Origin of the sequence: Streptomyces sp. NBC_00820 (assembly GCF_036347055.1) — a bacterium.
GTDB lineage: Bacteria > Actinomycetota > Actinomycetes > Streptomycetales > Streptomycetaceae > Streptomyces.
The window spans coordinates 6,451,575-6,477,359 of record NZ_CP108882.1 but is presented as its reverse complement, the minus strand read 5'-3'; the positions used below and the strand labels follow the sequence as shown (position 1 = coordinate 6,477,359).

At 74.2% G+C, this 25,785-nt stretch carries 14 protein-coding genes; 6 read left to right on the top strand and 8 right to left on the bottom strand.

Going from position 1 to position 25,785, the window contains the following annotated elements; genetic code table 11:
• The first annotated feature begins 38 nt into the window (after positions 1 to 38).
• Both OIB37_RS28960 and OIB37_RS28955 read left to right on the top strand, forming a co-directional pair.
• Positions 39 to 884, top strand: a complete 846-nt coding sequence (locus OIB37_RS28960; RefSeq protein WP_330460557.1) for a (2Fe-2S)-binding protein — start codon at positions 39 to 41, stop codon at positions 882 to 884.
• Positions 885 to 1,223: 339 nt separating this feature from the next.
• Positions 1,224 to 2,261 (top strand): DUF2637 domain-containing protein, encoded by a 1,038-nt coding sequence (locus OIB37_RS28955; protein ID WP_330460556.1) that lies wholly within the window; start codon positions 1,224 to 1,226, stop codon positions 2,259 to 2,261.
• 106 nt (positions 2,262 to 2,367) lie between these two features.
• Here the strand turns inward: OIB37_RS28955 and OIB37_RS28950 are convergent, their stop codons facing one another.
• The 3 genes from OIB37_RS28950 to OIB37_RS28940 all read right to left on the bottom strand — a co-directional run bounded on the left by OIB37_RS28950 (position 2,368) and on the right by OIB37_RS28940 (position 6,797).
• On the bottom strand, positions 2,368 to 2,841 hold the full coding sequence (locus OIB37_RS28950) for an ATP-binding protein (RefSeq protein ID WP_330462002.1): 474 nt from the start codon (positions 2,839 to 2,841) through the stop codon (positions 2,368 to 2,370).
• A 324-nt stretch (positions 2,842 to 3,165) separates the two neighbouring features.
• Complete coding sequence (locus tag OIB37_RS28945; RefSeq protein ID WP_330460555.1) at positions 3,166 to 4,908, bottom strand: pyruvate dehydrogenase; 1,743 nt, start codon at positions 4,906 to 4,908, stop codon at positions 3,166 to 3,168.
• A gap of 80 nt (positions 4,909 to 4,988) precedes the next feature.
• Positions 4,989 to 6,797: a protein phosphatase 2C domain-containing protein gene (locus OIB37_RS28940; RefSeq protein ID WP_330460554.1), complete on the bottom strand. Its 1,809-nt coding sequence runs from the start codon at positions 6,795 to 6,797 to the stop codon at positions 4,989 to 4,991.
• Between the two features lie 501 nt (positions 6,798 to 7,298).
• Between OIB37_RS28940 and OIB37_RS28935 the strand changes: the two genes are divergently transcribed.
• Both OIB37_RS28935 and OIB37_RS28930 read left to right on the top strand, forming a co-directional pair.
• Entirely contained in the window at positions 7,299 to 8,288 is a 990-nt protein-coding gene (locus tag OIB37_RS28935; protein ID WP_330460553.1) for a helix-turn-helix domain-containing protein, read from the top strand.
• Between the two features lie 36 nt (positions 8,289 to 8,324).
• The gene (locus OIB37_RS28930) at positions 8,325 to 8,807 is read left to right on the top strand and encodes a DUF456 domain-containing protein (RefSeq protein WP_330460552.1); all 483 of its coding nucleotides are present in this window, start codon (positions 8,325 to 8,327) and stop codon (positions 8,805 to 8,807) included.
• 67 nt (positions 8,808 to 8,874) lie between these two features.
• Here the strand turns inward: OIB37_RS28930 and OIB37_RS28925 are convergent, their stop codons facing one another.
• The 5 genes from OIB37_RS28925 to rsgA form a co-directional block, all read right to left on the bottom strand.
• Positions 8,875 to 10,098: an SGNH/GDSL hydrolase family protein gene (locus tag OIB37_RS28925; protein WP_330460551.1), complete on the bottom strand. Its 1,224-nt coding sequence runs from the start codon at positions 10,096 to 10,098 to the stop codon at positions 8,875 to 8,877.
• A 306-nt stretch (positions 10,099 to 10,404) separates the two neighbouring features.
• On the bottom strand, positions 10,405 to 10,749 hold the full coding sequence (locus OIB37_RS28920) for a hypothetical protein (RefSeq protein ID WP_330460550.1): 345 nt from the start codon (positions 10,747 to 10,749) through the stop codon (positions 10,405 to 10,407).
• 26 nt (positions 10,750 to 10,775) lie between these two features.
• Positions 10,776 to 11,294 carry a methylated-DNA--[protein]-cysteine S-methyltransferase gene (locus tag OIB37_RS28915; protein ID WP_330462001.1) on the bottom strand — a complete coding sequence of 173 codons (519 nt, stop codon included), beginning with the start codon at positions 11,292 to 11,294 and terminating at the stop codon, positions 10,776 to 10,778.
• 95 nt (positions 11,295 to 11,389) lie between these two features.
• Entirely contained in the window at positions 11,390 to 12,814 is a 1,425-nt protein-coding gene (locus tag OIB37_RS28910) for a DNA-3-methyladenine glycosylase 2 family protein (RefSeq protein WP_330462000.1), read from the bottom strand.
• 222 nt (positions 12,815 to 13,036) lie between these two features.
• Positions 13,037 to 14,194, bottom strand: a complete 1,158-nt coding sequence (rsgA, locus tag OIB37_RS28905) for a ribosome small subunit-dependent GTPase A (RefSeq protein ID WP_330460549.1) — start codon at positions 14,192 to 14,194, stop codon at positions 13,037 to 13,039.
• 448 nt (positions 14,195 to 14,642) lie between these two features.
• Between rsgA and OIB37_RS28900 the strand changes: the two genes are divergently transcribed.
• Positions 14,643 to 22,898, top strand: a complete 8,256-nt coding sequence (locus tag OIB37_RS28900; RefSeq protein ID WP_330460548.1) for a hypothetical protein — start codon at positions 14,643 to 14,645, stop codon at positions 22,896 to 22,898.
• Positions 22,895 to 25,771, top strand: coding sequence for a hypothetical protein (locus OIB37_RS28895; protein ID WP_330460547.1), 2,877 nt, complete (start codon positions 22,895 to 22,897; stop codon positions 25,769 to 25,771). Before OIB37_RS28900 ends, OIB37_RS28895 begins: the two co-directional genes overlap by 4 nt.
• Positions 25,772 to 25,785 lie beyond the last annotated feature (14 nt).

Genomic DNA, 25,785 nt, shown 5'->3' with positions numbered 1-25,785 from the left:
TGCGCTCCAGCCCGCGATCAAGGATCGGTGACCTCGCCATGCCCGCTGCGGCCTCGCCGCTCACCACCGCGTACGCCCGCCTGGCCGAGGCATACCCCGGCCTGACCGTGGAGGTCCTGGACCCGGCTGCACGGGAACCGCTGCCCGAGGGCGGCGGCTGGGTCACCGGCGCCGGACTGGCAAAGGGCGGCGCCCACCTCGACGCCTTCCTCGCCTGGGACGACGCGCAGGTGCTGCGGGACTACGGCAGCCGGGCCCGCCCGGACGTCGTCGCGAGCTTCGGCCTGCACCGCTACGCGTGGCCGGCCTGCCTGCTGATCACCCTCCCCTGGTTCCTGCACCGCCGGGTGCCCCGGCTGCCCGCGGCGCACGTCGCGTACGACCGCACCGCCGGCCGCATGACCGTACGCCCCGCCTCCTTCGCCTGCCTGCCGGACGACCCGGCGGCCACCCTGCCCGGCGCCGTCGTCGTACCGGACGAGGAGGCGCTGCGCACCGAGGTGCGGGCGGCCGTCGCCGAGCACCTGGAGCCGCTGCTCGCCGCCTTCGGGCCGCGGATGCGGCGGCGCGGGCGGGCGCTGTGGGGCATGGTGACCGACGAGATCGTGGAGGGGCTCTGGTACGTCGCCGGCGTGCTCGGGGAGACGGAGGAGCGGCGGGCCGTACGGGAGCTGGAACTGCTGCTGCCGGGGGCGACCCGGCCGTACGTCGGCTCGGCCGCGTTCCGGGCGCTGACGGGTCCGGACGGCGAGCCGCTGCCCACCCGGGACCGGGCCAGCTGCTGCATGTTCTACACCGTGCGCCCCGAGGACACCTGCGTCACCTGCCCGCGCACCTGCGACACCGACCGGATCGCCAAACTGACGACGGCCGCAGCCGCCTGAGGGCCAATCAGGCCCGGGCCGCCATCCGGAGAACAGCCGGGAGCGCAGCCAGGAGCACAGCCCGGCGCCCACCGAGATCATCGCGATGGGATCGCTCGCTCCGGGCAAGGAAGCCACCACTTCCCCACACATTGCGGGAACTTTTGGCGGAACCATCCGTACGGTCAATCTTATTCGAACTCAATTCCCGCCCATCATGCGGTAGTTCGACCAGAACGCCGCCCCGGGCATCCCCTTGCACCTCCTTGGCGGCCTCTTGCCCCGAAACCCCCTGAGGGCTGTCCGGAGTGGGCCACTATGGCGGGCGTTACGCCCTATCCCAATGCAAGGGACCCCCTGATGAGATTGACCGACATATCGCTGACCTGGCTGCTTCCGGGCGCCGTGCTGCTCCTGGGCATGCTGGCGGCGGTTGCGGTACTCGCGCGCGGCAAGCGCTCGTCCAGGGAGAACGCGAGCACGGACGACTCCTGGGAACGCAGCGAGGAGCGCCGCAGGCGCAAGGAAGCCTTCTACGGCACGGCCTCCTACGTGCTCCTGTTCTGTTGTGCGGCGGTGGCGGCCGCCCTGTCCTTCCACGGCCTGGTCGGCTTCGGCGAGCAGAACCTGGGGCTGACCGGGGGCTGGCAGTACCTGGTGCCGTTCGGCCTGGACGGCGCGGCCATGTTCTGTTCCGTCCTCGCGGTGCGCGAGGCGAGCCACGGTGACGCGGCCCTCGGTTCCCGGATGCTCGTGTGGCTGTTCGCCGCCGCGGCTGCGTGGTTCAACTGGGTGCACGCACCCCGGGGCGCGGGGCACGACGGTGCGCCGCAGTTCTTCTCCGGCATGTCCCTGTCGGCGGCCGTCCTGTTCGACCGGGCGCTGAAGCAGACCCGCCGGGCCGCGCTGCGCGAACAGGGTCTGGTGCCGCGCCCGCTGCCGCAGATCCGCATAGTCCGCTGGCTGCGGGCCCCCCGCGAGACCTACAGGGCCTGGTCGCTCATGCTGCTGGAGAACGTGCGAAGTCTGGACGAGGCGGTCGACGAGGTCCGCGACGACCAGCGCCAGAAGGAGGAGGAGCGCCAGCGCCGGCGCGACCAGCAGCGTCTGGACCGCGCCCAGTTGAAGGCGATCAGCCGGGGTCACCGCGGCTTCGTCGGGCGCGGCCGGCAGGTCGAGGTGCAGGCGGTGGAGCGCGGTGCGGCGCCGGCGACCGCGGAGCCTGTCATACCGGCGGCGGAACAGTTGCCCGTACGCTCTCGGCCCTCCCTTCAGCCGGTCCGCAACGGCGCTGAGCCCGCGACCGTCGACCTCACCGCGGAGGACGACACCATGGCCCTCCCGCGCCTCGACTCACTGGAGCGCAAGCTGAAGGACCTCGAGCAGCAGTTCGGCTAGGGCTTCGGCTCGGGCTTCGGCCAGGGTTTCGGCTCGGCGACGGGACGGGGGCGTGACCGCGTGAGTCACGCCCCCGTCCCGTCGCCGTGCGCGTGCCCGGTACGAATCACGCGGCCTCGGTGCCGAGTTCGAACCACACCGCCTTGCCCACCCCGTGCGGCCGTACCCCCCAGGCGTCCGCGAGGTTCTGCACCAGGACCAGGCCGCGGCCGTGGGTGCCGTCGCTCGCCTCCGGGGCGCACAGGCGCGGCCTGCGGGCGACGAAGTCCCTCACCTCCACGCGCAGTCCGCCCGGTGAGAGGACGGCGGTCAGGACGGCGTCGCGGTCGGTGTGCACGAGCGCGTTGGTGACGAGTTCACTGGTGAGCAGTTCGGCTATCTCCGAGCGGCCCGGCCTGCCCCAGTGCCGCAGCAGTTCGCGCAGTTCCCGGCGCGCCTCGGGGACCGCCCCCAGGTCCGCGCGGCCCAGGGTACGACTGAGCCTGCGCGCGCGTCCTGCGATGGTCCCGGCCTGTTCCCCCGTCGTCGCCGAGGAGTCACCGGCCCTCCCGGGACCTCCCCCTCGCACCTGCCTCGTCATGGCCCCCGCCCACACGTTTCGGACCTGCCCCTCCTGGTCGAACACGTTCACGGGGATCCATGCCCAGTGGGCCTCCGGCCAGTCATGGCCACCCGCCGACGCCCGCCTGTTCGGCCACCCCGGCAGGGCGCCCCGGCCGTGCCCGGCCCCGCCTCCGGCCGGTCCGGGCGGCCGTACGACGTCACGTGCGCCCCATCGCCGCAGCAAGCGGCGGTCCTACACGCGCTGCCGACGGTCCGTCACTCGGTGTGAAACTGGCCGGAAACCACCGCCCGGCCCGACGGACGCGGAGCCTTCTCCGGCGCGTGCGGGACCCCGGCGGGCTCAAGGCCTCGGCACGTTCCTCAGGTTGGAGCGGGCCATCTGGAGCATGCGGCCGACGCCGCCGTCCAGCACCATCTTCGAGGCGGACAGCGCGAACCCGGTCACCATCTCGGCGCTGATCTTCGGCGGGATCGACAGCGCGTTGGGGTCGGTGACGACGTCCACCAGGGCCGGACCCTTGTGGCGCAAGGCGTCCCTGAGAGCTCCGGCGAGGTGTTTCGGCTTCTCCACCCGTACCCCGAAGACGCCGCAGGCACGGGCGACGGCGGCGAAGTCCGGGTTGACGTCGGTGGTGCCGTACGCGGGCAGTCCCGCGACCAGCATCTCCAACTCGACCATGCCGAGGGAGGAGTTGTTGAACAGCACGACCTTGACCGGCAGATCGCACTGCACGAGGGTCAGGAAGTCACCCATCAGCATGGTGAACCCGCCGTCGCCGGACATGGAGATGACCTGCCGGTGCCGGTCGGTGAACTGGGCGCCGATCGCCATGGGCAGCGCGTTGGCCATCGAGCCGTGTGTGAAGGAACCGATAATCCGGCGGCGCCCGTTGGGCGAGATGTACCGGGCGGCCCATACGTTGCACATCCCGGTGTCGACGGTGAACACGGCGTCGTCGTCGGCGACTTCGTCGAGGACGGCGGCCACGTACTCGGGGTGGATCGGGACGTGCTTCTCCACCTTGCGGGTGTACGCGCGGACCACGCCCTCCAGTGCGTCGGCATGCTTCTTCAGCATCCGGTCGAGGAAGCGCCGGTCCGTCTTCTCCTTCACCCGAGGGATCAGACAGCGCAGCGTCTCGCGCACGTCGCCCCACACCGCGAGGTCCAGCCGGCAGCGTCGTCCCAGGACTTCGGGCCGCACGTCGATCTGCGCGATCCGTACGTCGTCCGGCAGGAACGCGTTGTAGGGGAAGTCGGTGCCGAGCAGGAGCAGCAGGTCGCACTCGTGGGTGGCCTCGTAGGCGGCGCCGTACCCGAGCAGACCGCTCATGCCGACGTCGTAGGGGTTGTCGTACTGGATCCACTCCTTGCCGCGCAGGGCGTGTCCCACGGGGGACTTGATGCGCCCGGCGAACTCCATGACCTCGGCGTGCGCGCCGGCCGTGCCGCTGCCGCAGAACAGGGTCACCCTGCCGGCCCGGTCGATCAGCTCGACGAGCCGGTCGATCTCGGCGTCGCCGGGCCGGATACTGGGCCGGGAGGTGACCAGCGCGCTCTCGAAGGACGTGTCGGGGGCGGGTTCGGCGGCGACGTCGCCGGGCAGCGTGACCACGGAGACGCCGCTCTGCCCGATCGCGTGCTGGATGGCGGTCTGCAGCAGGCGGGGCATCTGCTGGGGGTTGGAGATCATCTCGCTGTAGTGGCTGCACTCCTGGAACAGCCGGTCCGGGTGGGTCTCCTGGAAGTAGCTGAGACCGATCTCGCCGGACGGGATGTGGGAGGCGAGGGCGAGCACCGGGGCCATGGAGCGGTGGGCGTCGTACAGGCCGTTGACGAGGTGGAGGTTGCCGGGGCCGCAGGAACCGGCGCAGGCGGCCAGCTTGCCGGTGATCTGGGCCTCGGCGCCGGCCGCGAACGCGGCGGTCTCCTCGTGGCGCACATGGACCCAGTCGATGGCGGAGTTGCGGCGGATCGCGTCCACGACCGGGTTGAGGCTGTCCCCGACGACGCCGTACATCCGCTTGACGCCCGCGCGGACGAGGATGTCGATGAACTGCTCGGCGACGTTCTGCTTGGCCATGGCTGCCGTCCTGCCCCTTCGGTGACCCGGAAGTCCCCCCTGCCGTTCCATCAAGTCACAGGGGCCGGGGTCGCGCCTCCTCACGCCTCCCAGACGGCCGCCGCCGTACGGTCGTCCGCGTAGCCCTTCACCCGCACCCGCGCGTCCGCGAGGAACTCGGCGAGGCCGGGCGGGGTGCCGCAGGACCAGCGGCGGGACAGGTAGGCGCAGAGGGCGGGCTCGCCGCGCAGCGGGTCGGCGAGGCCGCTGCTGCACATCACCAGCACGTCACCCGGCCGGGCTACCGAGGCCCGGAACCGGAACGGTTCGCGGGGGGGCCCGGGCTCCCGCGGCGGCTCCAGGGACGGTTCGTACGGACTGGGCGGCGTCGGGATGCCGAAGTCCATGGTGAGACGGTCCCCGTCGGGCGTCTCGGCCGGCGGCGAACCGAAGCCGACGACGGGTCCGGCGACGCCGTCCGGTGCCACGGACGGCTCGATGTCCTGCCACTCGCCCTCCCGCAGCCGGAACAGCCCGCCGTCGCCCGCGCCGAAGAACACGCGGGTGCGGCAGTCGGGGTCGGCGGGCAGCAGGAGACAGCGCAGGGTCGCCGTGTACTCCTCCGGGTCCAGGTCCCGCGCGGCGGCACCGGCCCGCAGCCTGCCGAGGCTGCGGTCGGTCAGCCGCTGGAGTCCTGACTTCAGCTCACCGCGCCGGGCCGCCCGGATGTCCTCGGCCAGCCGCTGGTGACTGCGGCCCACGGCCTGCCCGATCAGCCGGCACGCCTCGGCCGCGGCCCGCTGCGCACTCGGCGTACCCCGCGCGCCGGTCGCCATCGCGACCAGCACCAACGCCTGCTCCCCCGTCCCGAACCGGGCGGTGAGCAACGCGTCCCGGCGCGACTCGCCCCGGTACCGCGCCGAGTCCCCCCGCAACGACACGGCCCGCAGCACACACGCCCCGTACCGCGCCCCGTCCAGCACGGTGTCGGCGACCAGCTCCCCCAACTCCTCGGGATCGGCACCCGGAAGGGCGCCGGGCTCGGGGTCGTAGGTGGGCGGCCCGGAGCCGACGTAGTCGAGAGCGGAGGGCGGCGCCGGGGGCGGTTCGAGGGAAGCGGGAACTCCCTGAGGGGCCGGGCGCTCGGGGGACGCGGAGGGCGCGAAGGGCTCGGAGGAGGCGGTGGCCTCGGGTGGTGTCGCGGGCCTGGGCGGTACGACGGACTCGGGGGCGCCGGTCGGTACGACGGCCGGGGGTGCCGGGGGTGCCGGGGGTACGGCCCCCGAGGCGGGCTCCGGGCGTGGCTCCAGGGCGGGCGCCGCCTCGGCCGGCCCCCAGGGCCTGCCCGGTGCCGGGGCGTAGCTCCGAAGGGGTTCGGGGGCGACGGGCGGAACATCCCACGGAGTCTGCCGCCCGGGTGGTCCTGCGGGGGCCTCAGGCGGCACGGCGGGGGCGGGAGGCGCCTCAGCGGGGGCGGGCGGCACAGCCGCCGTGGGCGGTACGGCAGGGGTGGGCGGTACGGCAGGGGTGGGCGGTACGGCAGGGGTGGGCGGTACGGCAGGGGTGGGCGGCGCCTCAGCGAAGTTGGGCGGTGCAGCCGCCGTGGGGGGTGGGGAGGTGGTGCGCTGGGCCGGGAGCGTGGGGGTCGGGTGGGGTCCTTCGGGCGGCTCCCACTCCTGCTCCCGTTCCTGCTCCTGCTCCTGCTCCTGCTCCTGCTCCGGAGACGCCTTCGGCCCGGACGGTCCCCGCGCCCCCCGCGGATGTCCCGCCACCGCGTTCTTCGCCGAGGTGAAGCGGTCGTCCAGGGAATCGGGCGCGGCCGTGGGGCCGGTGTCCTCGGTGGAGTCGTCGTACAGCTCTTCCCACCAGTCGTCCTCGTGACGGGCGGGCCTTCCCCCCTGCTGGCTCATGCCCTTGATTGTCCACGGCACGGGCCGCGTGAAAACGGTGCATCGGGAAATTGCGGCACGCCGACCCCCCTCGAACGGCGTATCGAGGGACAGGCCGAACGGTCGTACGAAAGGGGGAACCGCCGTCTCGGAGGTCGCCGGACGGCCCCACCCCCCAGGGGAGAACCGCCCGGCGACGGCTGGAGTGACCCGGCCCCGGATTCCCCTTCGCGTGCCTCACGCACGCCCGGGCCCAGGCCACCGTCTCTCGCGGCCGGCCCACCGAGGGAGCCTGCCAGAACGGCCGGATCGCGATGGTTTCCGGCGTCGCCGCCGCGGTCCACGAGCACGGTCGCGGGTGCCGCGGTGCAGCCACCTTGGCAGAGTCACCGCCGCTGCGGCGATGATGTCCGGCGGCGGGTTCGCGCCGTGGCCGGTTCCCGCCACGGCACACCGCCCGGATTGCCGGCCGTCGGGTGCCTGGCTCTCCGTCGCCCGCTCTCAGGGGAGGAACGTAGGTCGATGCTGGCTGCGATAGGGCTGGACGAGGCGCACGAGGCGGCGTACCGGGCGCTGGTGTCCGTGGGCGCGGCCGAGGTGGCGGATCTGGCGCGGCGCCTGTCGCTGGCAGAGCCGGACACCGAGCGCGCGTTGCGGAGGCTGGAGCGGCAGGGGCTGGCCGCCCAGTCCCCGGCGCGGCCGGGCCGCTGGGTCGCGGCGCCGCCCGGGGTGGGGCTGGGCGCGCTGCTCACCCAGCAGCGGCACGAGCTGGAGAAGGCGGAGCTGGCGGCGGCGCTGCTCGCGCGGGAGTACCGGGCGGCGGCGGCCGAACCCGAGGTGCACGACCTGGTGGAGGTGGTGACCGGAGCGTCGGCGGTCACGCAGCGCTTCCTGCAGCTCCAGCTGGGCGCCGCCGAGGAGGTGTGCGCGCTGGTCACCGGAGATCCGATGGTGGTCTCCGGTGCGGAGAACGACGCGGAGGAGCAGGCGGCCGGGCGCGGGGTCCGCTACCGGGTGGTGGTCGAACGCGCGGTGCTGGACCTGCCGGACGCGCTGAGCGGCCTGACGGAGGCGCTCGGCCGGGACGAGCGCGTACGGGTGGCGGACCGGGTGCCGACGAAGCTGGTGATCGCCGACCGCTCCCTCGCCATGGTGCCGCTGACGTCGAGGACGGCCGGGCCGGCCGCGCTGGTGGTCCACGCGAGCGGGCTGCTGGAGCTGCTGGCCGGGCTGTTCGAGTCGGTGTGGCGCGAGGCGCTGCCGCTCAGGCTGGGCGCGGCCGGGGTGAGTGAGGACCGGCCCGACGGCCCCGACGCCACGGATCTGGAGGTGCTGTCGCTGCTGCTGGCCGGGCTGACCGACGCGAGCGTGGCCAAACAGCTCGGCATGGGCTTGAGGACCGTGCAGCGGCGGGTGCGGCGGCTGATGGTGCTGACCGGTGCGACGACCCGGCTCCAGCTGGGCTGGCACGCCTACGAACGCGGCTGGGTTTCCCGTGGGGGCGGCTCCTGACCTGCGGCCCGCCCCGGCCTCCTGCACTCTGGGCAGATGGGAGTGTGGGAACTCCTGCTGGTCGGTCTGGTGATCGTGCTCGGCCTGTGCGGAGTGCTGGTGCCCGGGGTGCCGGGGTCGTGGCTGGTGTGGGCCGGGGTGCTGTGGTGGGCGCTGCAGGACCCGCGGCCGGTCGCCTGGGCCGTCCTGGTGGGCGCCACCGTCGTCCTGCTGCTGTCCCTCCTGGTCCGCTGGGCCCTGCCCCCGCGCCGGCTGCGCGAGAGCGGCGCCACGCCCCCTCTGGCCGGGTACGCGGGGGCGGGCGCGTTCCTCGGCTTCTTCCTGCTCCCGGTGGTGGGCGCCCTGCCGGGCTTCATGGCCGGCATCTACCTGCACGAGCGGCGCCGCCTCGGCCGGCACGGCGAGGCCATGGCCGCCCTGCGCACGGTGATGCGCTCGGGCGGCTCCAGCGTGCTGGCCGAACTGTTCGCCTGCCAGCTGATCGCGGGGGCCTGGCTGGGGGCGGTGATCTGGGGGTGAGGATGGTCGGTGCCGTGGAGCCGGCGCGGCGGGCGCGGCCGGAGCGGCCGGAGCGGCGGGCTGGGGCTCAGCGCGGCAGGGCGTGGCCTACGGCGTCGGCCACCGCCCGCATGCCCCTGTCATTGAAGTGCAGATGGTCGCCGGGGTCGTAGGCGGGCAGGATGCGTCGCGGGTCGGCGGGGTCGCGTACGGCGGTGTCGGCGTCGGCGACCGCGTCGAAGATCCGGCCGGTGCGGATGAGCTCGTTGACCCGCTGCCGGACCGCCTCGCGGGCCGGCGTGTAGGCGGAGTAACCGCCGAACGGGGTCAGGGTGACTCCGACGACCCGGATGCCGCGGGCGTGGGCGCGGGTGACGAGGGTGCGGTACGCGTCCGCGTAGGCGCCGGCGTCGAGGGCGTCCGGGGAGCCCTTGATGTCGTTGATGCCCTCCAGGACGACCAGGAACCGGGCCCCGGCCCGGTCCAGTGCGTCGGCGTCCAGACGGGCGAGGGCGCTCGGTCCGCCGCTGTCGCGCAGCAGGCGGTTGCCGGAGATGCCCGCGTTGAGGACGCCGAGGAGGCGGTCGCGCAGGCGTTGGGCGAGCAGGTCGGGCCAGCGGTGGTTGGCCTCGGGGGTGGAGCCGTCGCCGTCGGTGAGGGAGTCCCCGAAGGCGACCACGCTGCCGGCCGCGGTGCCGCGGACGTCGACGCCGGTGACGTAGTACCAGTTGCTGATGGCCGTCGTGTACGCGCCACCGCCCAGGTCGTCGGCCCGGCCGGCACCGGCCCGCGCCAGGTAGCTGGTCTGCAGGGCGGTGCGGTGGTAGGTGGCGGGTCCGGAGTTGTCCGGGGTGAACACCGTGACCAGGAGGTCGGCCGCCGCCGGGACGGCCAGCCGCACCGGGTCGCTCAGCAGGTCCTGGCCCGGTGCGACGGTGGCGGTCCGTGCGCCGTGGAAGGTGGCGGTGCGCATCGTGCCGCGCACGGCGTCCGCACCGGACCCCCGCCGCAGGGCGACCGTGACCGCGCCGAGCCGCAGAGGCGCACTGCCGAGCCGGTTGCTGAGCCGGACGCGCAGGGTGCCACCGCCGGCGCTCAGATGGACGACGTTCCTGACGGCGGCACCGGGGAGCGCGGCGGCGGTACCGGAGGGGGCGGTCTCCCAGCTTCCGGCCCACGAGCGCGCGGCGGCATGGGCGGTGCCCGCCGTACGCCGGGGCGGCGCTGCCCCGGGCACCGCCGACGCCGTACCCGGCACCGTCGCGAGCAGGAGTGTCGCCAGGATGCCTGCGGCCCTGCCGCTGTGCGCCATGTATGCGTCCGCCCTTCCCGTGGCCCGGCCCGTCCGTCCGTCCGTCCGTCCGTCCGTCCGTCGCAGGTGACCGTGCCACACGGGTGCCGCGCAACAGCGGAACGTCACCAGCGGGTCCACCCGCACGGCCCAGCGGGGCACGGGGGCGGGTGACACAAGGGGATCTGGGCGTGGGTCCGGCGCGCGGGCTCGGGGCGTGGGCACGGCGCGTGGGCTCGGGGCGTGGGTTCAGGACCCGGAGTCAGGGGGCTGGGTGGCGGTCGTCACCTGGCGTGCGGCGCGCCGCGACGTGCCGTACCGGCGGGCTCAGAGGTGCCGGGGCAGCGCGTCCGGGACGGCTTCGGCTTCGACTTCGGCTCCGGCGAGGCGGAGCAGGAGGCGGCAGTGGTCCTCGGCCTCGACGATCACCCGCCGGCCCCAGTGCTCGGTGAGCCGGTGCGCGACCTCGACCAGCCGGCGGCGGTCCTCGGGCGTGTACGCCGGGAAACGGGCCCAGCCCCGGTCGGCGATCGTATTGCCGAGTTCGCTGAACAGCACCGCCCGGAAGCGCTGTTCCTCCTCGTCGGTCAGCGGCGAGGGAGCGTCGTCCGCGGGCCGCAGCCTGACGTTGTACAAATCTCGTATCACCGTGCGGCTCGCAATCTGGCTCAAGGTCCGCTTCGTACGAGCCTAACCGGTCAGCCGAGCACACCCTCCAGGGTGAGCAGCCACACCTTCCGCTCAAGTCCCCCCGCGTATCCGGTCATCGAGCCGTCGGCCCCGATGACACGGTGGCAAGGCCGCACGATGAGCAGGGGGTTGGCGCCGATCGCCCCGCCCACGGCCCGAACGGCCGCCCGGGAGGCGCCGATACGCCGGGCGATCTCGCCGTAGGTGCTCGTGGCGCCGTACGGCACCGCGTCCAGCGCGTCCCAGACCCGCTCCCGGAACTCGGTTCCGTGGGTGCGCAACGGCAGCCGGAATTCCTTGAGTTCACCGGCGAAGTAGGCGTCGAGCTGCCGCGCGGCCTCCCGGAAAGGGCCCGGATCGTGCCGCCAGCCGTCCTGGACGCTTTGGCCGCCCTTCTGCCCGGGCACGGACAGCGAGGTGAGCGCGCCGTCCGCGTCGGCGGTGAGCAGCAACGGCCCGACCGGCGCCTCCACGTGCGTCCAGTAGACGGCCCCCGCCGTCTCCGTCGTCTCCACCGTTTCCGCCATCTCCGTCGCCGCCCTCGCGCCCATCACATTCATCGCATTCATCGCATCCATCGCGTTCATGGTTCTCGCAGTCTCCCTCATGTCCGTCGCCTCCCTCACTCCCCCGGCATTCCCGCCGTTCCCGCTGTTCCCACCGTTCCCGCCACCCGCAGGTGCTGGACGGCGTACGACCGCCAGGGCCGCCACGCCTCGGGCACCTCCGCCCCGGGCGGGGCGACGTCCGGGTCGCCCAGGGCGCGCGCCCGCAGTACGGCGACGACGGCCGGGTCCATGCCGGGCAGCGCGAGCAGCGTCTGCTGGGCCTGGTCCCGGTCGGCCCCCGGGTCCAGTCGTACGGCCCCGTCGGCGAGGGCGGCGGCCAGCGAGCCCAAGGGCCCCTCGGGCTCGGCCTCGGCGAGAGCGGAAGCCTCGGGGAACAGATGGGTGAGGCTCCCGGACGGCGCGTCGAGTGCCTTGCCGTACCGCCGTACGAGTCTGTCCAGGGCGGCCTCCGTCCCCACCAGGGCCCGTACCGCGGGCTCCAGCGGGTCGACGGCGCCCGGTGAGCGCAGTCCGGGCCGGGCGGCGACCAGCGGAGCGAGCCGTGGGTCGGCGGCGAGCCGCTCGTCCACCGCGTAGGGGTCGGCGTCGAGATCGAACAGCCTGCGCAGCCGCTGCACGGCGGTGGTCAGGTCCCGGAGGTCGGTGAGGTGCAGCCGCGCGTCGAGCCAGCCGCCCGGATGCGTGGCGCCGCCCGCCTTCGGCTCGCGCGCGCGTTCGTCGACGGCGGCGAGCGCGGTGCCGTACGGCAGCCGCAGGGTGCGCCGGTAGGTGCGGGCACCCGGGGCGCCGCTCACCTCCTCGACGCCGGGCACGGCCTCCCGTGCCAACTGGTCGAAGACGGCGCCGGACTGGTACGGCCCGCGGTGGGCGAGCCGCAGCGGGATGCCGGCGCCCGGGGCGGCCCGGCGGGCGCCCCTGCCCCGGGGCGCGGCGGCGCGTACCTCGGTCGGTGTGGAGGCGTACACCTCCCGGACGGTGTCGTTGAACTGGCGCAGGCTCCCGAACCCGGCCGCGAACGCGATCTCGGTGACGGGCAGCTCGGTGGTCTGCAGCAGCGTGCGGGCGGTGTGTGCCCGCTGGGCGCGGGCGAGCGCCACCGGGCCGGCGCCGAGTTCCGCGGTGAGCTGCCGCTGCACCTGCCGGGCGCTGTAGCCGAGCCGGGAGGCCAGCCCGGCCACGCCCTCGCGGTCGACGACGCCGTCGGCGATCAGCCGCATGGCCCGGCCGACGACGTCCGCCCGCGCGTTCCAGTCCGCGGACCCCGGCACGGCGTCCGGCCGGCACCGCCGGCAGGCCCGGAATCCGGAGCCCTGCGCGGCGGCCGCCGTCGGGAAGAACCGCACGTTCCGCCGCTTCGGCGTCACCGCCGGGCAGCTGGGCCGGCAGTAGATCCCGGTGGTCCGCACAGCGAAGAAGAAGGCCCCGTCGAACCGCCCGTCCCGGCTCCGCACCGCCTCGTACCTGCTGTCTTCGTCCATCACGCTTTCCAGTGTCGGACGACCCGCCGATCCGGGCTGGCGGAAATCGGACGTGCAGTCGGTGTACGGCCGGCGTACGACCGACGCGCGGCCGGCGTACGACCGACGGGGTCAGATCAGGCGAGGTCAGGTCGGGCGGGGTCAGGTCAGGCGGGGCGGGGCCGTGACGGGTGCCCGGGAGCGGCAGCCCCCGGGCACCCGTCACGGCGCGGCGCGGGGAGGCTACGCCCACCGCCCCCGCTTGGCCTGCATCGCCGCCCGCCCCTCGGCGCCCTTCCGCTTCCAGTCCCGCCGGATCTCCGCACGGACCCGCGCGTCGGTCTTCGCGACGATCCACTGGTTCTCCCGGGTCAGCTTCCGGTAGCTCTCCAGCCGCCGCACCGCAAGCTCCCCGCTCTCCAGGGCGGAGAGCACCGCGCAGCCGGGCTCGGACTCGTGCGCGCAGTCGTGGAACCGGCACCGCCGGGCCAGTTCCTCGATCTCGGTGAACACCTGCCCGACCCCGCTCCCGGCGTCGTACAGGCCGACGCCCCGCAGCCCGGGGGTGTCGATGAGCACGCCTCCGCCGGGCAGGACGAGCAGGTTGCGGGTGGTCGTGGTGTGGCGTCCCTTGCCGTCGACGTCGCGGGCCGCCTGTACGTCCATGACGTCCTCGCCGGTGAGGGAGTTGGCGAGGGTGGACTTGCCCGCGCCGGACTGGCCGAGCAGCACGGTCGTACCGGAGCCGGTGAGGGCGCGCAGGACGTCGAGGCCGTCGCCGTTCAGGGCGCTGACGGGGAGCACGGGCACGCCGGGGGCGCTCGTCTCCACGTCCTGCGCGAGGTGGGCGAGGGTCGCCGGGTCGGGCACGAGGTCGGCCTTGGTGAGGACGACCACGGGCTGTGCGGCGGACTCCGGGGAGGAGCCCGGCCCGCGCAGCAGCGCGTCGCCGGACGAACAGGACATCGCCAGCGCGAGGAACCGCTCGATCCGCCCGAGGTCGAGTTCGGCCGCGAGCGAGACGCAGACGACGACGTGGTCAATGTTGGTGGCCAGCACCTGGCCGTCGGAACGCTTGGACGACGTCGACCGCACGAAGGCGGTGCGGCGTGGCAGGAGCGTCCGCACGTACCGCGGATCGCCGCCCTCGGGGTCGACGGCGACCCAGTCGCCCGTGCACACGACCTTCATCGGGTCGCGGGGCACGACGAACTCGGTGTCGGCGCGGACGACACCCTCGGCGGTGACCACATCGCACTGGCCGCGGTCGACCCGTACGACACGGCCGGGCAGGAGACCCTGCTCGGCGTAGGGGGTGAACTCGGACTCCCAGCCGGCGTCCCAGCCATAGGGCGCGAGCGACTGGAGGGAGGACGGGTTCGGAACAGAGGAGGAAGACAAGGGGTGACCCTTCACAGAGGTGCCCCCGGCGTCGCGCGTGGCGCGCGGATGGAGAGGTGAGATCAGCCGGAGGCCACGGAGGTGGACTTGACGAACTTCCGGATGTGGGCAGCGCCCATCGCGGCGACAGTCATCGGTCAACACCTCCTGGATCACACACGCATCGTTCCGGTGGCCCGCGGCCACCGGATGAAAAGGACCGTAACCTCCGGCGGCGTCCGCGCGCCACCCTTTTTCCCCGGCGCGCCGGGACGGACCGCGACGCGCGTACGAGGCCCCGGCCGGGCCGCCGGCGGCACCGGCGCGGCACGTGACCCGACACCGGCATGAGCAGGGATGAGAACGGTGCCGGCTGATAACCTGAGGTATTCCGGGGTGACACAACTTTTCCTCTTCAGACGGGACTTGTCTGTCCGTCAGATACTCGTTGCTGGTGCGGGGGTGCCGGGTGAGTGAAGCTGTCGAGTGGGCAACGGCTGTGGACTGCTACACCACATCGCTGGCGACCGGCACTGCACTCCATCAGGACGTCGCGGCGGCGGCCGCCCCCGTGGCGGTCGTGATCGCCCGCAAGGCGATCTTCCACGCGCACGCCGTCGCACCGGAGAAGTCGCTCGCCGTGGGTCATGTCGACGCCCTGGCGCGGACCTTCACGGGGGACGACCCCTCAGGCGTGGGCGCCCTCCTCGACTTCTGGCACTTCGCGTGGACCGGCCGGTTCGCCACCGGGACCTTCCTCGGCGACGAGACCCTTCCCCACCCCCTCAAGGTCTCCCTGCAGACCATCGTGTCCGCGCGAGGCCGGCCCGCCCTGCAGGCCGCCCAGGGAGGCCTGCTGCGCGAGGCGTGGCGCAGGCTGGAGTCGGAGGCCCAGGCGGCCGCCGCCGCCAACCACGTGATGGGCAAGGACCTCTTCCTGCGCCCCTTGCAGGTGTTCACCGAGGAGGGCCCCGACACCTGCCTGCTGCTGACCAGGACGCCGGACGACGCCGTCAAGTCGGTCAACGGCGCCTTGCTGAAGCCCCTGACGATGGGCGGGGTCCGGTATCAGCAGACGGTGGAGACGACGGCGCGGATCGCCGGCCGCATGCGGGAGGTGCTGGAACTCACCGACATCGTCCGCGACTCGCCGCCGCCCGAGCCGCTCCGCCTCGGTGCCGACGACGTCGCCCAGCTGTCCGAGGCGGCCCGCTGTCTGCTGCCGATGGTCCTGCTGGACCTGGTCGAGCAGGACGGCGAGGCGTTCGACCCGGCCCCCGTGCTCGAACTGGTCGAGGAACGCCTGTCCCTGCTGGAGGCGCCGGAGGCGGTCCGTCCCGCGCTCGCGCTCGCCGAGACGGGCCGTAAGGGCGGAGCGGTCGCGGAGGCCCAGGCGTACCTGACGTCGGTCCGGGGCCGTCTCGACGGCGTCGCCCGGCACATGTCGGAGAGCCCCGAACTGGTCGAGTTCCTCGAAGAGGTCCGCGCGGAGGTCGCACAGGGGTGGACCGGACAGGTCGACTCGCTCATCGAGCTGGCGCGCCCGCTGGTCGCGCGGGGCAGACGCCTGGAGCGGACCCGCGCCCTGCGCGACAAGCTGGCGAAGAGCGGCGCGGGGAGCGCCGAGGGCGACGACGAGGAGCGCACCGGCGACGCGAACGCCGGACTGGCCCGTCTCGCGACGGTGGTGGACACCGCGGAGCGCACCGAGGACGAGGAGGCCGCCGAGCAACTGCTCACCATGGCCGAGGAGATGGCACAGCGGCTGACACCCGACGGGGCGGCCGTCGGCGGTGCCCGCCGCACCGGACCGCGGGGAGCAGCCGTCGTACCGAGCGGCGAGCCCGTGTCCGTCCCGCCCATCCTGCTGCTCGCGGAGCTGCTGGAGGAACCGTGGCATCCGTTGCTGCCGCGGGCCCTGCGCGGCGTGATCGGAGCCGGTGCGGTGACCGCGGTGGGCGCGCCGGCCGGAGCCGGCGCGGCCGCCGCCGCGTTCGAGGAGATGGCGGCCGACGGATCGGGCCGGGCGCAGCGGGCCGCGGCCGTGTGCGCCATCGGATGGTCCGTGTTCGGCGGGGAGCCCGACCGCGCGCTGGAGCAGCACGCGCGGCTCGCCGAGCAGGCCAGCGGCTCGGCGACCCGGTACTGGAACGAGGGATGCGCCCGCGCCGCGCTCGGCGACATCGACGGCGCCGTCACCGCCTTCGAAAGCGTCGTCAGGCTGGGCGACAGCACGCCCCAGCTCGTCGTGAAACCGGTGCTGGACATCTTCCGGGCGGCAGGACGCCCCTGCCCGTTCCGCCCGCCCCTCAAGCACGGTCCGGTCCCCGACGCCCGGATCGACGCCTTCGTACGACAGCGGTTCGAGGCCACCGCCAAGCGGATGCGGCTGAGCGGGCGCACGGCCGACGCCGAGCTGCTCCTGGGTGCACTCACCGAGGTCAGCGCGACGGCTCCCGGCCGCTCCCTGCTGATGAAGATCTACCGGGAGGAGCACCGGCTCGCCGACGCCGAGCAGTTCGTGTCCCGCATCACCTCGCGTGGCGCCGCCGACTGGATGCTCCAGTTCGACCTCGCGCTGGTGGCCGCCGAGAGCGGTGACATGCGCCGGGCGACGGAACTGCGGGACCGGCTGGCCGTGTCCGGGGCTCCGGAGCAGCACCTGCTGCAACTGAACCGCCGGCTCACGCCCACCCGTCCCGCCGTCGCCGTGCCTTCGGTGCCCGCGCAGGCTCCGGCGGCGTACAGCGCGCCCTTCTCGCCGACGGCGCGGCCCCACGCGGACGCGGGGAGCCTGCCGCCCATCCTGCTGCACGAGGACCTGCTGGCACTGGACACGGACAGCCTGCCCGCGGGGCTCCTGTCCGCGCTGACCCGGATCGAGAACCCGTCGGAGGCCGCGCAGGGCTTCGCCGACTGGGCCGCCGACGCCCACGGTGCCGCCGCGCAGGCCGCCGCGGCGTGCGCCGTCGGCTGGGCCTGCCGGGCCGGTGACGCCGACCTCGCCGGCGACTGGGCCGACAGCCTGCTGCCCGCCGACGCCTCCGGCTGGCTGCTGTGGAACCGCGCCTGCGCGCGGGAACTCCTGCGGGACGCGGAGGGCGCCGCCCGCGACCTGGAGAGGGCCCTCGGCACCGGGGACCAGCCGCCGCCGGCGGTGTGGCCGCTCGTCGCCGAGCGCCTCGCCGCGGCCGGCATTCCGGTGCCGCCGTCCCCGCACAGTCCCTCGGCCGCCCCCCGGCCGCCCGCCCGCATCAGCAGTACCACCGTGCAGCACTTCGAGTCGCTCGCCAAGCGCCTCTTCACGGTCGGCCGGCTGCGGGACGCCGAATGGCTGCTGCGTGCCCTGGTCGAGGCCGCGCCCCGCACCCCGGGCCGGCTGCTGCTGATGAAGATCTGGCGCGAGAGCCGACGGCTGGACGACGCGCTCGCCCTGGTCTCCCAGCGGCGCGCACTCGGCGAGGACGACTGGCGGCTCTGCTACGAGGCCGGTCTGGTGGCGGTCGCGGCCGGACGGCCCAACGTCGCCCTGGACATGCGGCGGCAGGCCGGCGCGCTGGGCGGCCCCGCCGACTGGATCGCACAGCTGGACCGGCGGATCGGGCTCCCGCACGTACCCAACGGGCCGCGGGCGCCGGGCGTCGGCCACACCGCCCCGACGCCGGAACAGCACATCGTCCAGCAGGCGCTGAACGGCCGCCAGAACAAGGCCTCGCTGCTGGAGCCGGCCCGGCAGCTGCTCGACGAGCGGGGCCCGTCGCCGGTCCTGGCGGTCGCCCGCCAGCTGGAACGCACGGCGCCCTGGGTCTGTCTGACCCTGCTCGACCTGCTGATCGACCGGGTCGCCGAGCAACCGGACCTGGAGGCCCCGGCCGGGCTCGTCGAGCAGGTGGTGGCCGGGGGCGACGCCAAACTCGTCGAGCGGCTCGCCTCGGCGCTCGACGACTCCGGGGACCACCGGGAGGCCATCCGGCTGCTGACCGAGTTCGCCGAGCAGTGCAAGCCGACCCTGCGGCCCAGGATCCGGCACCGGCTGGTCGGGCTGCTGCGTGGCAACGGGCAGGAGGAGGAGGCCGACCGGCTCGTCGCCCGGACCACCCCGCCGCTGCCCGCGCAGCCGCTGCGCCCCGACCCCGGCCGGGCCGTACGGCTGCTGCCCCGCCGCTCGCACCTGGTGCTGCCGTCCCGCCCGGAGGACGGTCCCGCCCCTCTCCACGAGGCGCAGGAGCTGGAGCAGTTGCGCGGCCCCGGAGCGGCCGCCGACCTCTGGTGCGCCGCGCTGGAGTCCGGACAGGTGCTGGCCTACCCGCACACGCTCGGCACCCTGGTCACCGCGGGCCGCGCCGAAGAGGCCCTGGAGCTGTACCGGAGGTACGCGGACCGGCTCTGGACCGGTTCCATGGCGGCCTGGAACATCGCGACGGCGTACGCCCAGCTGGGCCTGCTGGAGCAGGCCGCGGACACGCTCGAGATCGAGGCACAGATCAGCAGCTGGACGGCGCTGGGGGCGGAGGACAGGGCGGACGTGGACGAGATCTTCCGGCTGGTGGGCCGGCCGTCGCCCCGCGGGCTGCTCACCCCGAGCAGTGCCTCCGTCATCGCCCGGTCGGTACTTCCCGGTTCGGGACCTTCCCCGGACGGTTCCGCTCCGAACGGCAGTGCTCTGGACGGCACTGCCCCGGACGGCAGCACTCCGGACGGTTCCTCAGCGGACGGCAGCGCTCCGGACGGTTCCGCTCCGCACGGGGCCGCTCCGCACACCTCCGGGCTCGGCGCCGTACAGGAGCCGTCCCCGGCCGCGCCGCTGCGGGCAAAGCCCGAGGAGTGGGAGAACCGCCGCCTCAGCGACGCGTTCCGCAACGCACTGCGCGGCAGCGAACCGGGCACCCCCCGGTTCCAGCAGCAGACCCTGCTGCTGCGTGCCGACTACGAGCGCCTCATCGCGGGACTGGCCGGGGAGGCCGAGCGCTTCGTCCGGCCGGCGCCCGGGCCGCTCAGCCCCGAACTCCTCATGCGGATGAGCCCGGTCGCGGCCGCCGCCTTCACCACGGGCCTCACCGCGGCGCAGGAGAAGCGCTGGCGCGAGGCGGCCGACGCGTGGCGTACGGCCTACGACGCCCACCCGCGCAACGAGGTGGTCGCCTCCGGTCTGGTGCTGGCCCTGCTGCACACCGAGGAACACGCCCTGGCCCGGCAACTCGTCGACGGGTTCGCGTTCAGCAGTTCCTTCATCCGTCCGCGGGTCGCGCTGGCCCACGCCGTCGGCGGTCCGGCCGGGGCGATCGAGGAGATCGCCCGGATGCGCGACGAGGATCTCGGCCTCGGCCGTACCGACCTGCCGCTGGCGCAGGCCGGACTCGAGCTGCACAGTCTGGGGGACCCCCTCGCCGCGGGCCGCACCCTGCTGTCCGTGGCCACCGACCGCCCGCCGGGCCTCGCGCGCATGTTCGGCGTGGTCGCCCTGCTGCTGGGGCAGGACGCCAGGGACCAGGAACTGGTCGCGGAGGCGTACCGGAGCCTGATGCCGCCGATCCAGCACGTCAACGAGATCGTGGCGGCGTCGCTGCGCGAGCGCCGCCCCGACCACCTCCAGTTGGTCCGGGGCCTCCTCGGCGCCGGCCCGCTCAAGAAGCTGGCGGAGGCGCGCTCGGCGGAACTCGGGCGGGACCAGCCCTCGCACCGCCGGCTGCGGGTGATGCGCACCCTGCTGGAACAGCGGCGCGCGGTGTCCCCGGACGCACGGTGGCTGTGGGCCCGGATGCTCTGGCAGGACGGGGAGAGCGCCGAGGCCGCGCAGGCCTACCGCGAGGTCGTCCATGAACTGGCGTACGCCCCCGGGCGTCCGCGGCTGGCGCCCGCCGTCGAGGAGTGGATCCAGGCGGCCCGCAGCAGCGGCGACCCGGCCCTGCACCAGGAGGCCCTGACCACCAAGCAGGATCTGGACCTGCCGATGCGGACCCGGGAGCTGGAGATCCTGCGCGGTGACGAAGTGGCGCAGGAGAGCCTCCTGTTCGACCTCAACGCGGACCTGGTCTCCTTCGAGGCCTCCGACGTCGTCAACGCCCGGCAGGAGGCGGCCCACCGGCTGGAGCGGGTCGTGGAGTCGGTGCGCTCCGTCGCCGCCGGCGGCCAGGACCAGGCGACCGTCGATCAGCTGGTGGACGTCTGGTACCACCAGCTCGCCCAGGACATCAGCACCGAGGAGGGCCGCGCCCGCCTGATGGTCCTGCGCCGGCAGGCCAGGAAGCTGACCAGCCGGGTCGGCGACCGCCCGCTGCGCGACGCCTCCCAGCGGGTCAGCATGGTCACCTACCGGCTCTGGGAGGAGTCCGGCCGCCGCCTGCTGCCGCCGCGGATCGCCGCGGCCTTCCTGGTGGCCGAGTCGGAGCTGTGGTGCCACGACGAGGGCCCCCTGCACGTGCACCTCACCGTGGAACCGCAGGAGGACGAGGGACGCGTACGGATCGGCTGCAACGGGTCTCCGTACACGGAGGTGGAACTGGCCCAGGGCCGCAGGCAACAGGTCGTCTTCCGGGTGGACGAGCTGTACGGCGTCGACCGGGTCGAACTGGACTTCTGGGTCTACCGCCCGGACACGGCCGAGGCGGAGAAGCTGAGCCTGCCCTTCCCGGTCGAGCGCCGTAGCTGGGCGGAGAAGCTCGCCGGGCACGCGTTCGCCGCCGGCAGCCCCGCCGACCAGCGGATCCGGGTGCCGCGTGAGGCCGAACTCACCCAGCTGCGCCACCACTACCGCAACCGCCAGGCGGCTCCCGTACGGTTCCTGCACGGTCCGCGGCAGGTGGGCAAGACCACGCTGGCCCGTTCGCTGCTGGCACACCCGCTCCCCGAGGACCAGGCCGACTGGCCGCTGCCCGGGGTGCTGGCCGTGGAGGTCAACGGCGAGAGCTGGAGCCATCTGCACAATGTGTCCCTGTGGAAGTGGCTCGCCGACCAGATCTGCCGGGGCGTGCAGAAGGCGTGGCCCGGGGCGTCCTGGGACCGGACGCTGCCCGTCACGGGCTACGAGTTCGGCACCTGGCTGACCGGCATACGGCTGGAGGGCCTCGACGGCTGGCGTCTGCTCCTGATGATCGACGAGTTCCAGACGCTGCTCGACCGGGTCCACGAGTCCGGTCAGCCGATCGCCCACCTCGGCGACCAGCTGCGGGCCATGACGAGCGACCCCGACATGCCGCTCCTGCTGCTGACCCTGGGGTCCTGCAGCTTCGAGAGCCTCAAGGCGCGGCTGGTGCCGCACGGGAGCAACCTCACCGACGAGATCCGCGAGTTCCCGGTCGGGTTCATGGAGCCGGAACAGGCCCGGATGATCTTCGAGCGGGGCTTCGACGAGGGCGTCTTCCTGCACCGGGCGGTCGTCGAGCGCGTGGTGGAGTACACCGGCGGCTACCCGTACCACGTCCACTGCATGGGTGAGGAGCTGGCCAAGCTGCTGGCGGGCCGGAAGGCCTCCATCATCACCCTCGAGGACGTCGAGTCCGCCGCCCAGGCCCTGGTCGAACGGCCGGAGGTCAGCAAGCCGTTCTCGGACATGGAGCGGGAGCCCGGTGTGGGGGAGGCGATCGCCTACCTGCTGGAGAACGAGACGGCTCCCGACGAACCCACCATCGACGGCGACACGGTCGACCTGGCGACCCGTCCGGAGGTCGACCGCGGACTGGACCGGATCAAGGAACTCGGCCTCATCCGCCGCTACGGCCACAGCGACTGGGTGTGGTCGAACATGCTGATCTACATCTGGCTGAAGCAGCGGGACGCCAGACAGCGGCTCAAGGCACAGGCCCGGGAGGCGGCCCGGCCCGCCCCCGTCCCGGTGCCGGACACGGCGGAGGACCTGGCCGACGACCCGCCCGGCGACCCCGCCGAGGCGCTGCGCGGCGCGGGGTTCGTCGTGGGGGCGCCGCTGGGCGAGCAGACGGTCTACGAGTTCCCCGCCACCCGCAGGGTCACCCTCAAGGGCGGTCGCAGCGCCGTCGCCAAGCTCCTCAACCCCGACCGCGACGAGACCGTCCTCGCGGCGCTGCGTGACCGGTTCGCGGCGCTGGACCGGAGCGTGGGCAAGAGCGCGCCCCAACTGCTGCGGGAGCACCCCGTGGTCGACGGCCGCTGGTTCGTCTTCGAATGGACCGACGGCCGCACCCTCGACGAGGTCATGCGCGACGCGGACCGGCTCCCTTACGTCTGGGAGCAGGCGGTGCGCTGGATCACCGACGCGGCGGACATCATCGCGCGCGCCTACCGCGAGGGCGCGCTCACCCACGGGGACGTCAAGCCGGAGAACCTCGTCCTGGCACCCGACGGGCGGGTGACCGTCCTCGACTGGGGCGGCGGAAACCTCGGCGGCGAGCCCAGCCCGATCCTCACCGACCATGCCTTCGACCCCCGTTACGCGCCCGAGGAGCGGCGGTTCGACGCGGGCAGCCCGCAGGGGCCCTCCGGTGTCTCGCCCCGGGACGACGCGTACTCCCTGGGCGCCACCCTGTTCAAGCTCGTCCATCCCCGGCGCAGGACGCTCAGCGACCTGGCCCTCGGCGATCTCGGCGCCATGGACCCGCAGATCGTCGACGTGGAGTTCGACCACATCGAGGACAAGACGTCCTGGCAGCTCGCGGGTCTCCTGCGCAAGGCGCTGCTCGCACGCCCCGAGCGCCGCTTCCAGAACGCCGAGGAACTGGCCGCCGCACTGAGGGAGATCCCCCGCGCATGACCGCCCCCGCCTCCAGCCCCGTCCCCGGACCGCGTCCGGTACCGAAGCCGGGCCCCGCGGGCTCCGGCTGGCCCGCCCGGCTCAGCGCGGCGCTGTCCGCGCGGCCCGGCCGGATCGTCCTGCCGCACCACTCGCCCGCCGGGGAGGAGGCGTCGTACTCCTACCCGACGGAGGACGACGCGGTGGTGCTGCTGCCCGGCGCCGCCGTCGTCGTGCAACTGCTGCCCGCCGAGGCGGGCAGGGTGCTGGGCCACTACGCGGCCTACCACTGGCACCACGAACAGGGCGCGGTGCGCACCGTCGTGCCCAACCCGCTCGCCCGTATCCGGCACAAGCAGTCCGTCCTCTACACGAAGCTGGGCCGCAGGATCGGCACCCAGGGCGTCGTCGTCCACTACGACGAGGTCGACGTCTCCGCGGTGGAACGGGACCCCGGGCACCCGCTGGTGGCGCTGAGCGCGCTGGACTCCTGGCTGGCCGGCCTGGCGCAGGGCCGGCGTCCGACGGCCGGCCCCGAGGAGCTGCGCCGCCGTCTCCACAGCCGCCGCACGCGGAACTGGCCCGAAAACGGCTACCACCGCGGGCGGGTGCTCACCTACCAGGACACCTGGGTCGTCCACGAGGGCGTCCACAGCGATCCGGCCGGCCGTGACCAGCGGGTGGCCCTGGTCATCGGGCCCAACGACACCAAGACCCGCTACGGCGCGCGCCGCGACCACGACGTCGCCCACCGGTCGGCGTCCGGCCCGGTGCTCGCCCCGTTCACCGTGGAGAACGGGACCCGTCTCGTGGTCCCCCTGCCGCTGCCGGCCGGCCCCGATCTCGGCGCCCTCCTGCACACCGGCCTGGCCGCGCACGAGGCGCTGCGCCACTCCCTGGCCCTGCTCCGCACCATCGCCGACCGGCACGCCCGGTACGTCGTGCATCAGGCGATCAGGCCCGAGCTCGTCTTCCCCGACGAGGACGGCCGGACGGTCACCCTGATCGGCGCCGCCTACGCGCGCATCGGCGGCCAGGGCGGCGGCACGGACCTCCTGCGCTCCGCCGTGCGGGACGCGCACGTGGCGCCGGAGATCCGGGAGGGAGCGGAGCGTACGGCTCCACAGGCGGCGGACCTGTGGTCCTGGGCCACCGTCACGCTGGCGCTGCTGCTCGGCCCCGGGGCCGGGGAGCATCCGCCGGCCGACCTGCCCCGGCTCCCGGCGGACGTGCCCGGCGTGTGGCGCCGTGCCCTGGAACGCTGCCTCGGCCGCCAGGGGGAACGCCCCACCGCCACCGCGCTGCTCGCGCTCCTCGACGGCTCAGCGGTAGTACCGGCGGCGGCCTCCGGTGAGCCCGCCGCGCCTGTCGCTGCCGCGGCCACCGCCTCCCCCGCCGCTCCTGCCGCTGCCGTCGCGCCTGCCTCCCCCGTCGCGCCGTCGCGGGCCGGGAATCAGCCTCGGCCGCCGGCCGTGGTCTCCTCGCCGGCGCGCGGGGCACGCCTCTATCAGCTCGGTCCGTACCAGACGGAGCAGGAGCGGACGGTCGCCCACGTCCTGGCCAAGGGCCTCGACCCGGCGGACGCCGTGATCGTCGCCGCGCGTGCCGAACGACGGGGCCGGCCGACCGACGTGGACTGCGTGATCCTGCGCGGGGATGTCCTGATCGCCGTCGAGTGCAAGAACTGGCGGCTGCCCGAGGGCCTCGACCCGGCGGCCGCGATCTGGCCGCCCGGACCCGGCGTGACCCGTGCCTACACCAGTCATTCGCCGCTTCCGCTGCTGCGCGAACTCGCCCCGGCCCTCAAGCGGCAGATCGGCTGGCCGGGACGCACCGCCTGTCTGCTGGCCGTCCCGCGCGTGCCGGCGCTCGCCGACCCCGGTTCCGCGGACGCCGCGGTACTGGTCGCCCAGAACCCCGCCGACCTGCTCGCACGGGTACGCCGGATCGCGCCCGGCGACCACCGCCCACCCGAGTTCGCCGACTGTCTCCGACGCCTGGTCGGCGAGATCGCCACCCCACCGGTCCTCTCGGGCTTCCGTCTGGAGTCCCCGCACGCCCTCGGCGACGGCTGGCAGGCGTTCCGGGCGGAGGCCAACGGCCTGCCCCACTACCTCAGGATCATCGGCGAGAACATGACCACCCTGCCCCGCGCCGAGGCCGTCCGCCTGCGCCGCGCGCTGAGCGGCCGCACGCACGAGGTGGCGCGGCTGCTGGGCACCCGGCCGGCGCTGGCCCGCCGCGTCTTCCGGCCGGTGGAACTGCCCAGGGACACCTCCGAGGTCGAACCGCACCTGCTCATCGCCTACGTCTGGGAACACGACGACCCGGTACGACGGCTTCCCGCTCCCCTGCCCGCCGCCCGGGCCGCGGAGGTCGTCGCCGGACTCGCGGCCGCGGTGGCCGAGCTGCACGCCGGCGACGTCATCCTGCGGGACCTCTCCCCGGACTCCGCCTACCGGTGTACGCCGCCGCCCGGTTCACCCCCGGACGAGCCGTACTACAAGGTGTCCATGCTCGAGTGGATGCGTGTGCCCCAGGCGTCCACCGCCTCGGTCTCCCAGCTCTTCTCGCGCTTCCCGTCGCCCTACGTGGCGCCCGAGATCCGCGACGGCGACGCCCGCCGGGTGCCGGCCTGCGACCTGTACTCCCTTGCCGCCGTGGCCCATTGGCTGCTCACCGGTGAGGATCCGCCGTACCACGGTGCCGCCGTCGAGGCCCCCGGCGTCCTCGCCGCGCACGGGGTCTCCCAGCCGCTCGCCGACGTGATCTCGGCGGCTCTGCGCCCGAGCGCCGCCCGCCCCGCCTGGACGGCTCGGGGGTTCTCCGCCCGCCTGAACGCGGCAGCGGCCGGCCCCGGCGCTCCCGCCACGGCCGCCGGACACGAGGCGTGACGGCAAGGAGGTGC

Excerpts from the sequence above, each read along its gene's own strand:
- OIB37_RS28960 (WP_330460557.1), top strand. The coding sequence starts at position 39 with ATGCCCGCTGCGGCCTCGCCGCTCACCACCGCGTACGCCCGCCTGGCC.
- OIB37_RS28955 (WP_330460556.1), top strand. The coding sequence starts at position 1,224 with ATGAGATTGACCGACATATCGCTGACCTGGCTGCTTCCGGGCGCCGTG.
- OIB37_RS28950 (WP_330462002.1), bottom strand. The coding sequence starts at position 2,841 with ATGACGAGGCAGGTGCGAGGGGGAGGTCCCGGGAGGGCCGGTGACTCC.
- OIB37_RS28945 (WP_330460555.1), bottom strand. The coding sequence starts at position 4,908 with ATGGCCAAGCAGAACGTCGCCGAGCAGTTCATCGACATCCTCGTCCGC.
- OIB37_RS28940 (WP_330460554.1), bottom strand. The coding sequence starts at position 6,797 with ATGAGCCAGCAGGGGGGAAGGCCCGCCCGTCACGAGGACGACTGGTGG.
- OIB37_RS28935 (WP_330460553.1), top strand. The coding sequence starts at position 7,299 with ATGCTGGCTGCGATAGGGCTGGACGAGGCGCACGAGGCGGCGTACCGG.
- OIB37_RS28930 (WP_330460552.1), top strand. The coding sequence starts at position 8,325 with ATGGGAGTGTGGGAACTCCTGCTGGTCGGTCTGGTGATCGTGCTCGGC.
- OIB37_RS28925 (WP_330460551.1), bottom strand. The coding sequence starts at position 10,098 with ATGGCGCACAGCGGCAGGGCCGCAGGCATCCTGGCGACACTCCTGCTC.
- OIB37_RS28915 (WP_330462001.1), bottom strand. The coding sequence starts at position 11,294 with ATGGCGGAAACGGTGGAGACGACGGAGACGGCGGGGGCCGTCTACTGG.
- OIB37_RS28910 (WP_330462000.1), bottom strand. The coding sequence starts at position 12,814 with ATGGACGAAGACAGCAGGTACGAGGCGGTGCGGAGCCGGGACGGGCGG.
- OIB37_RS28895 (WP_330460547.1), top strand. The coding sequence starts at position 22,895 with ATGACCGCCCCCGCCTCCAGCCCCGTCCCCGGACCGCGTCCGGTACCG.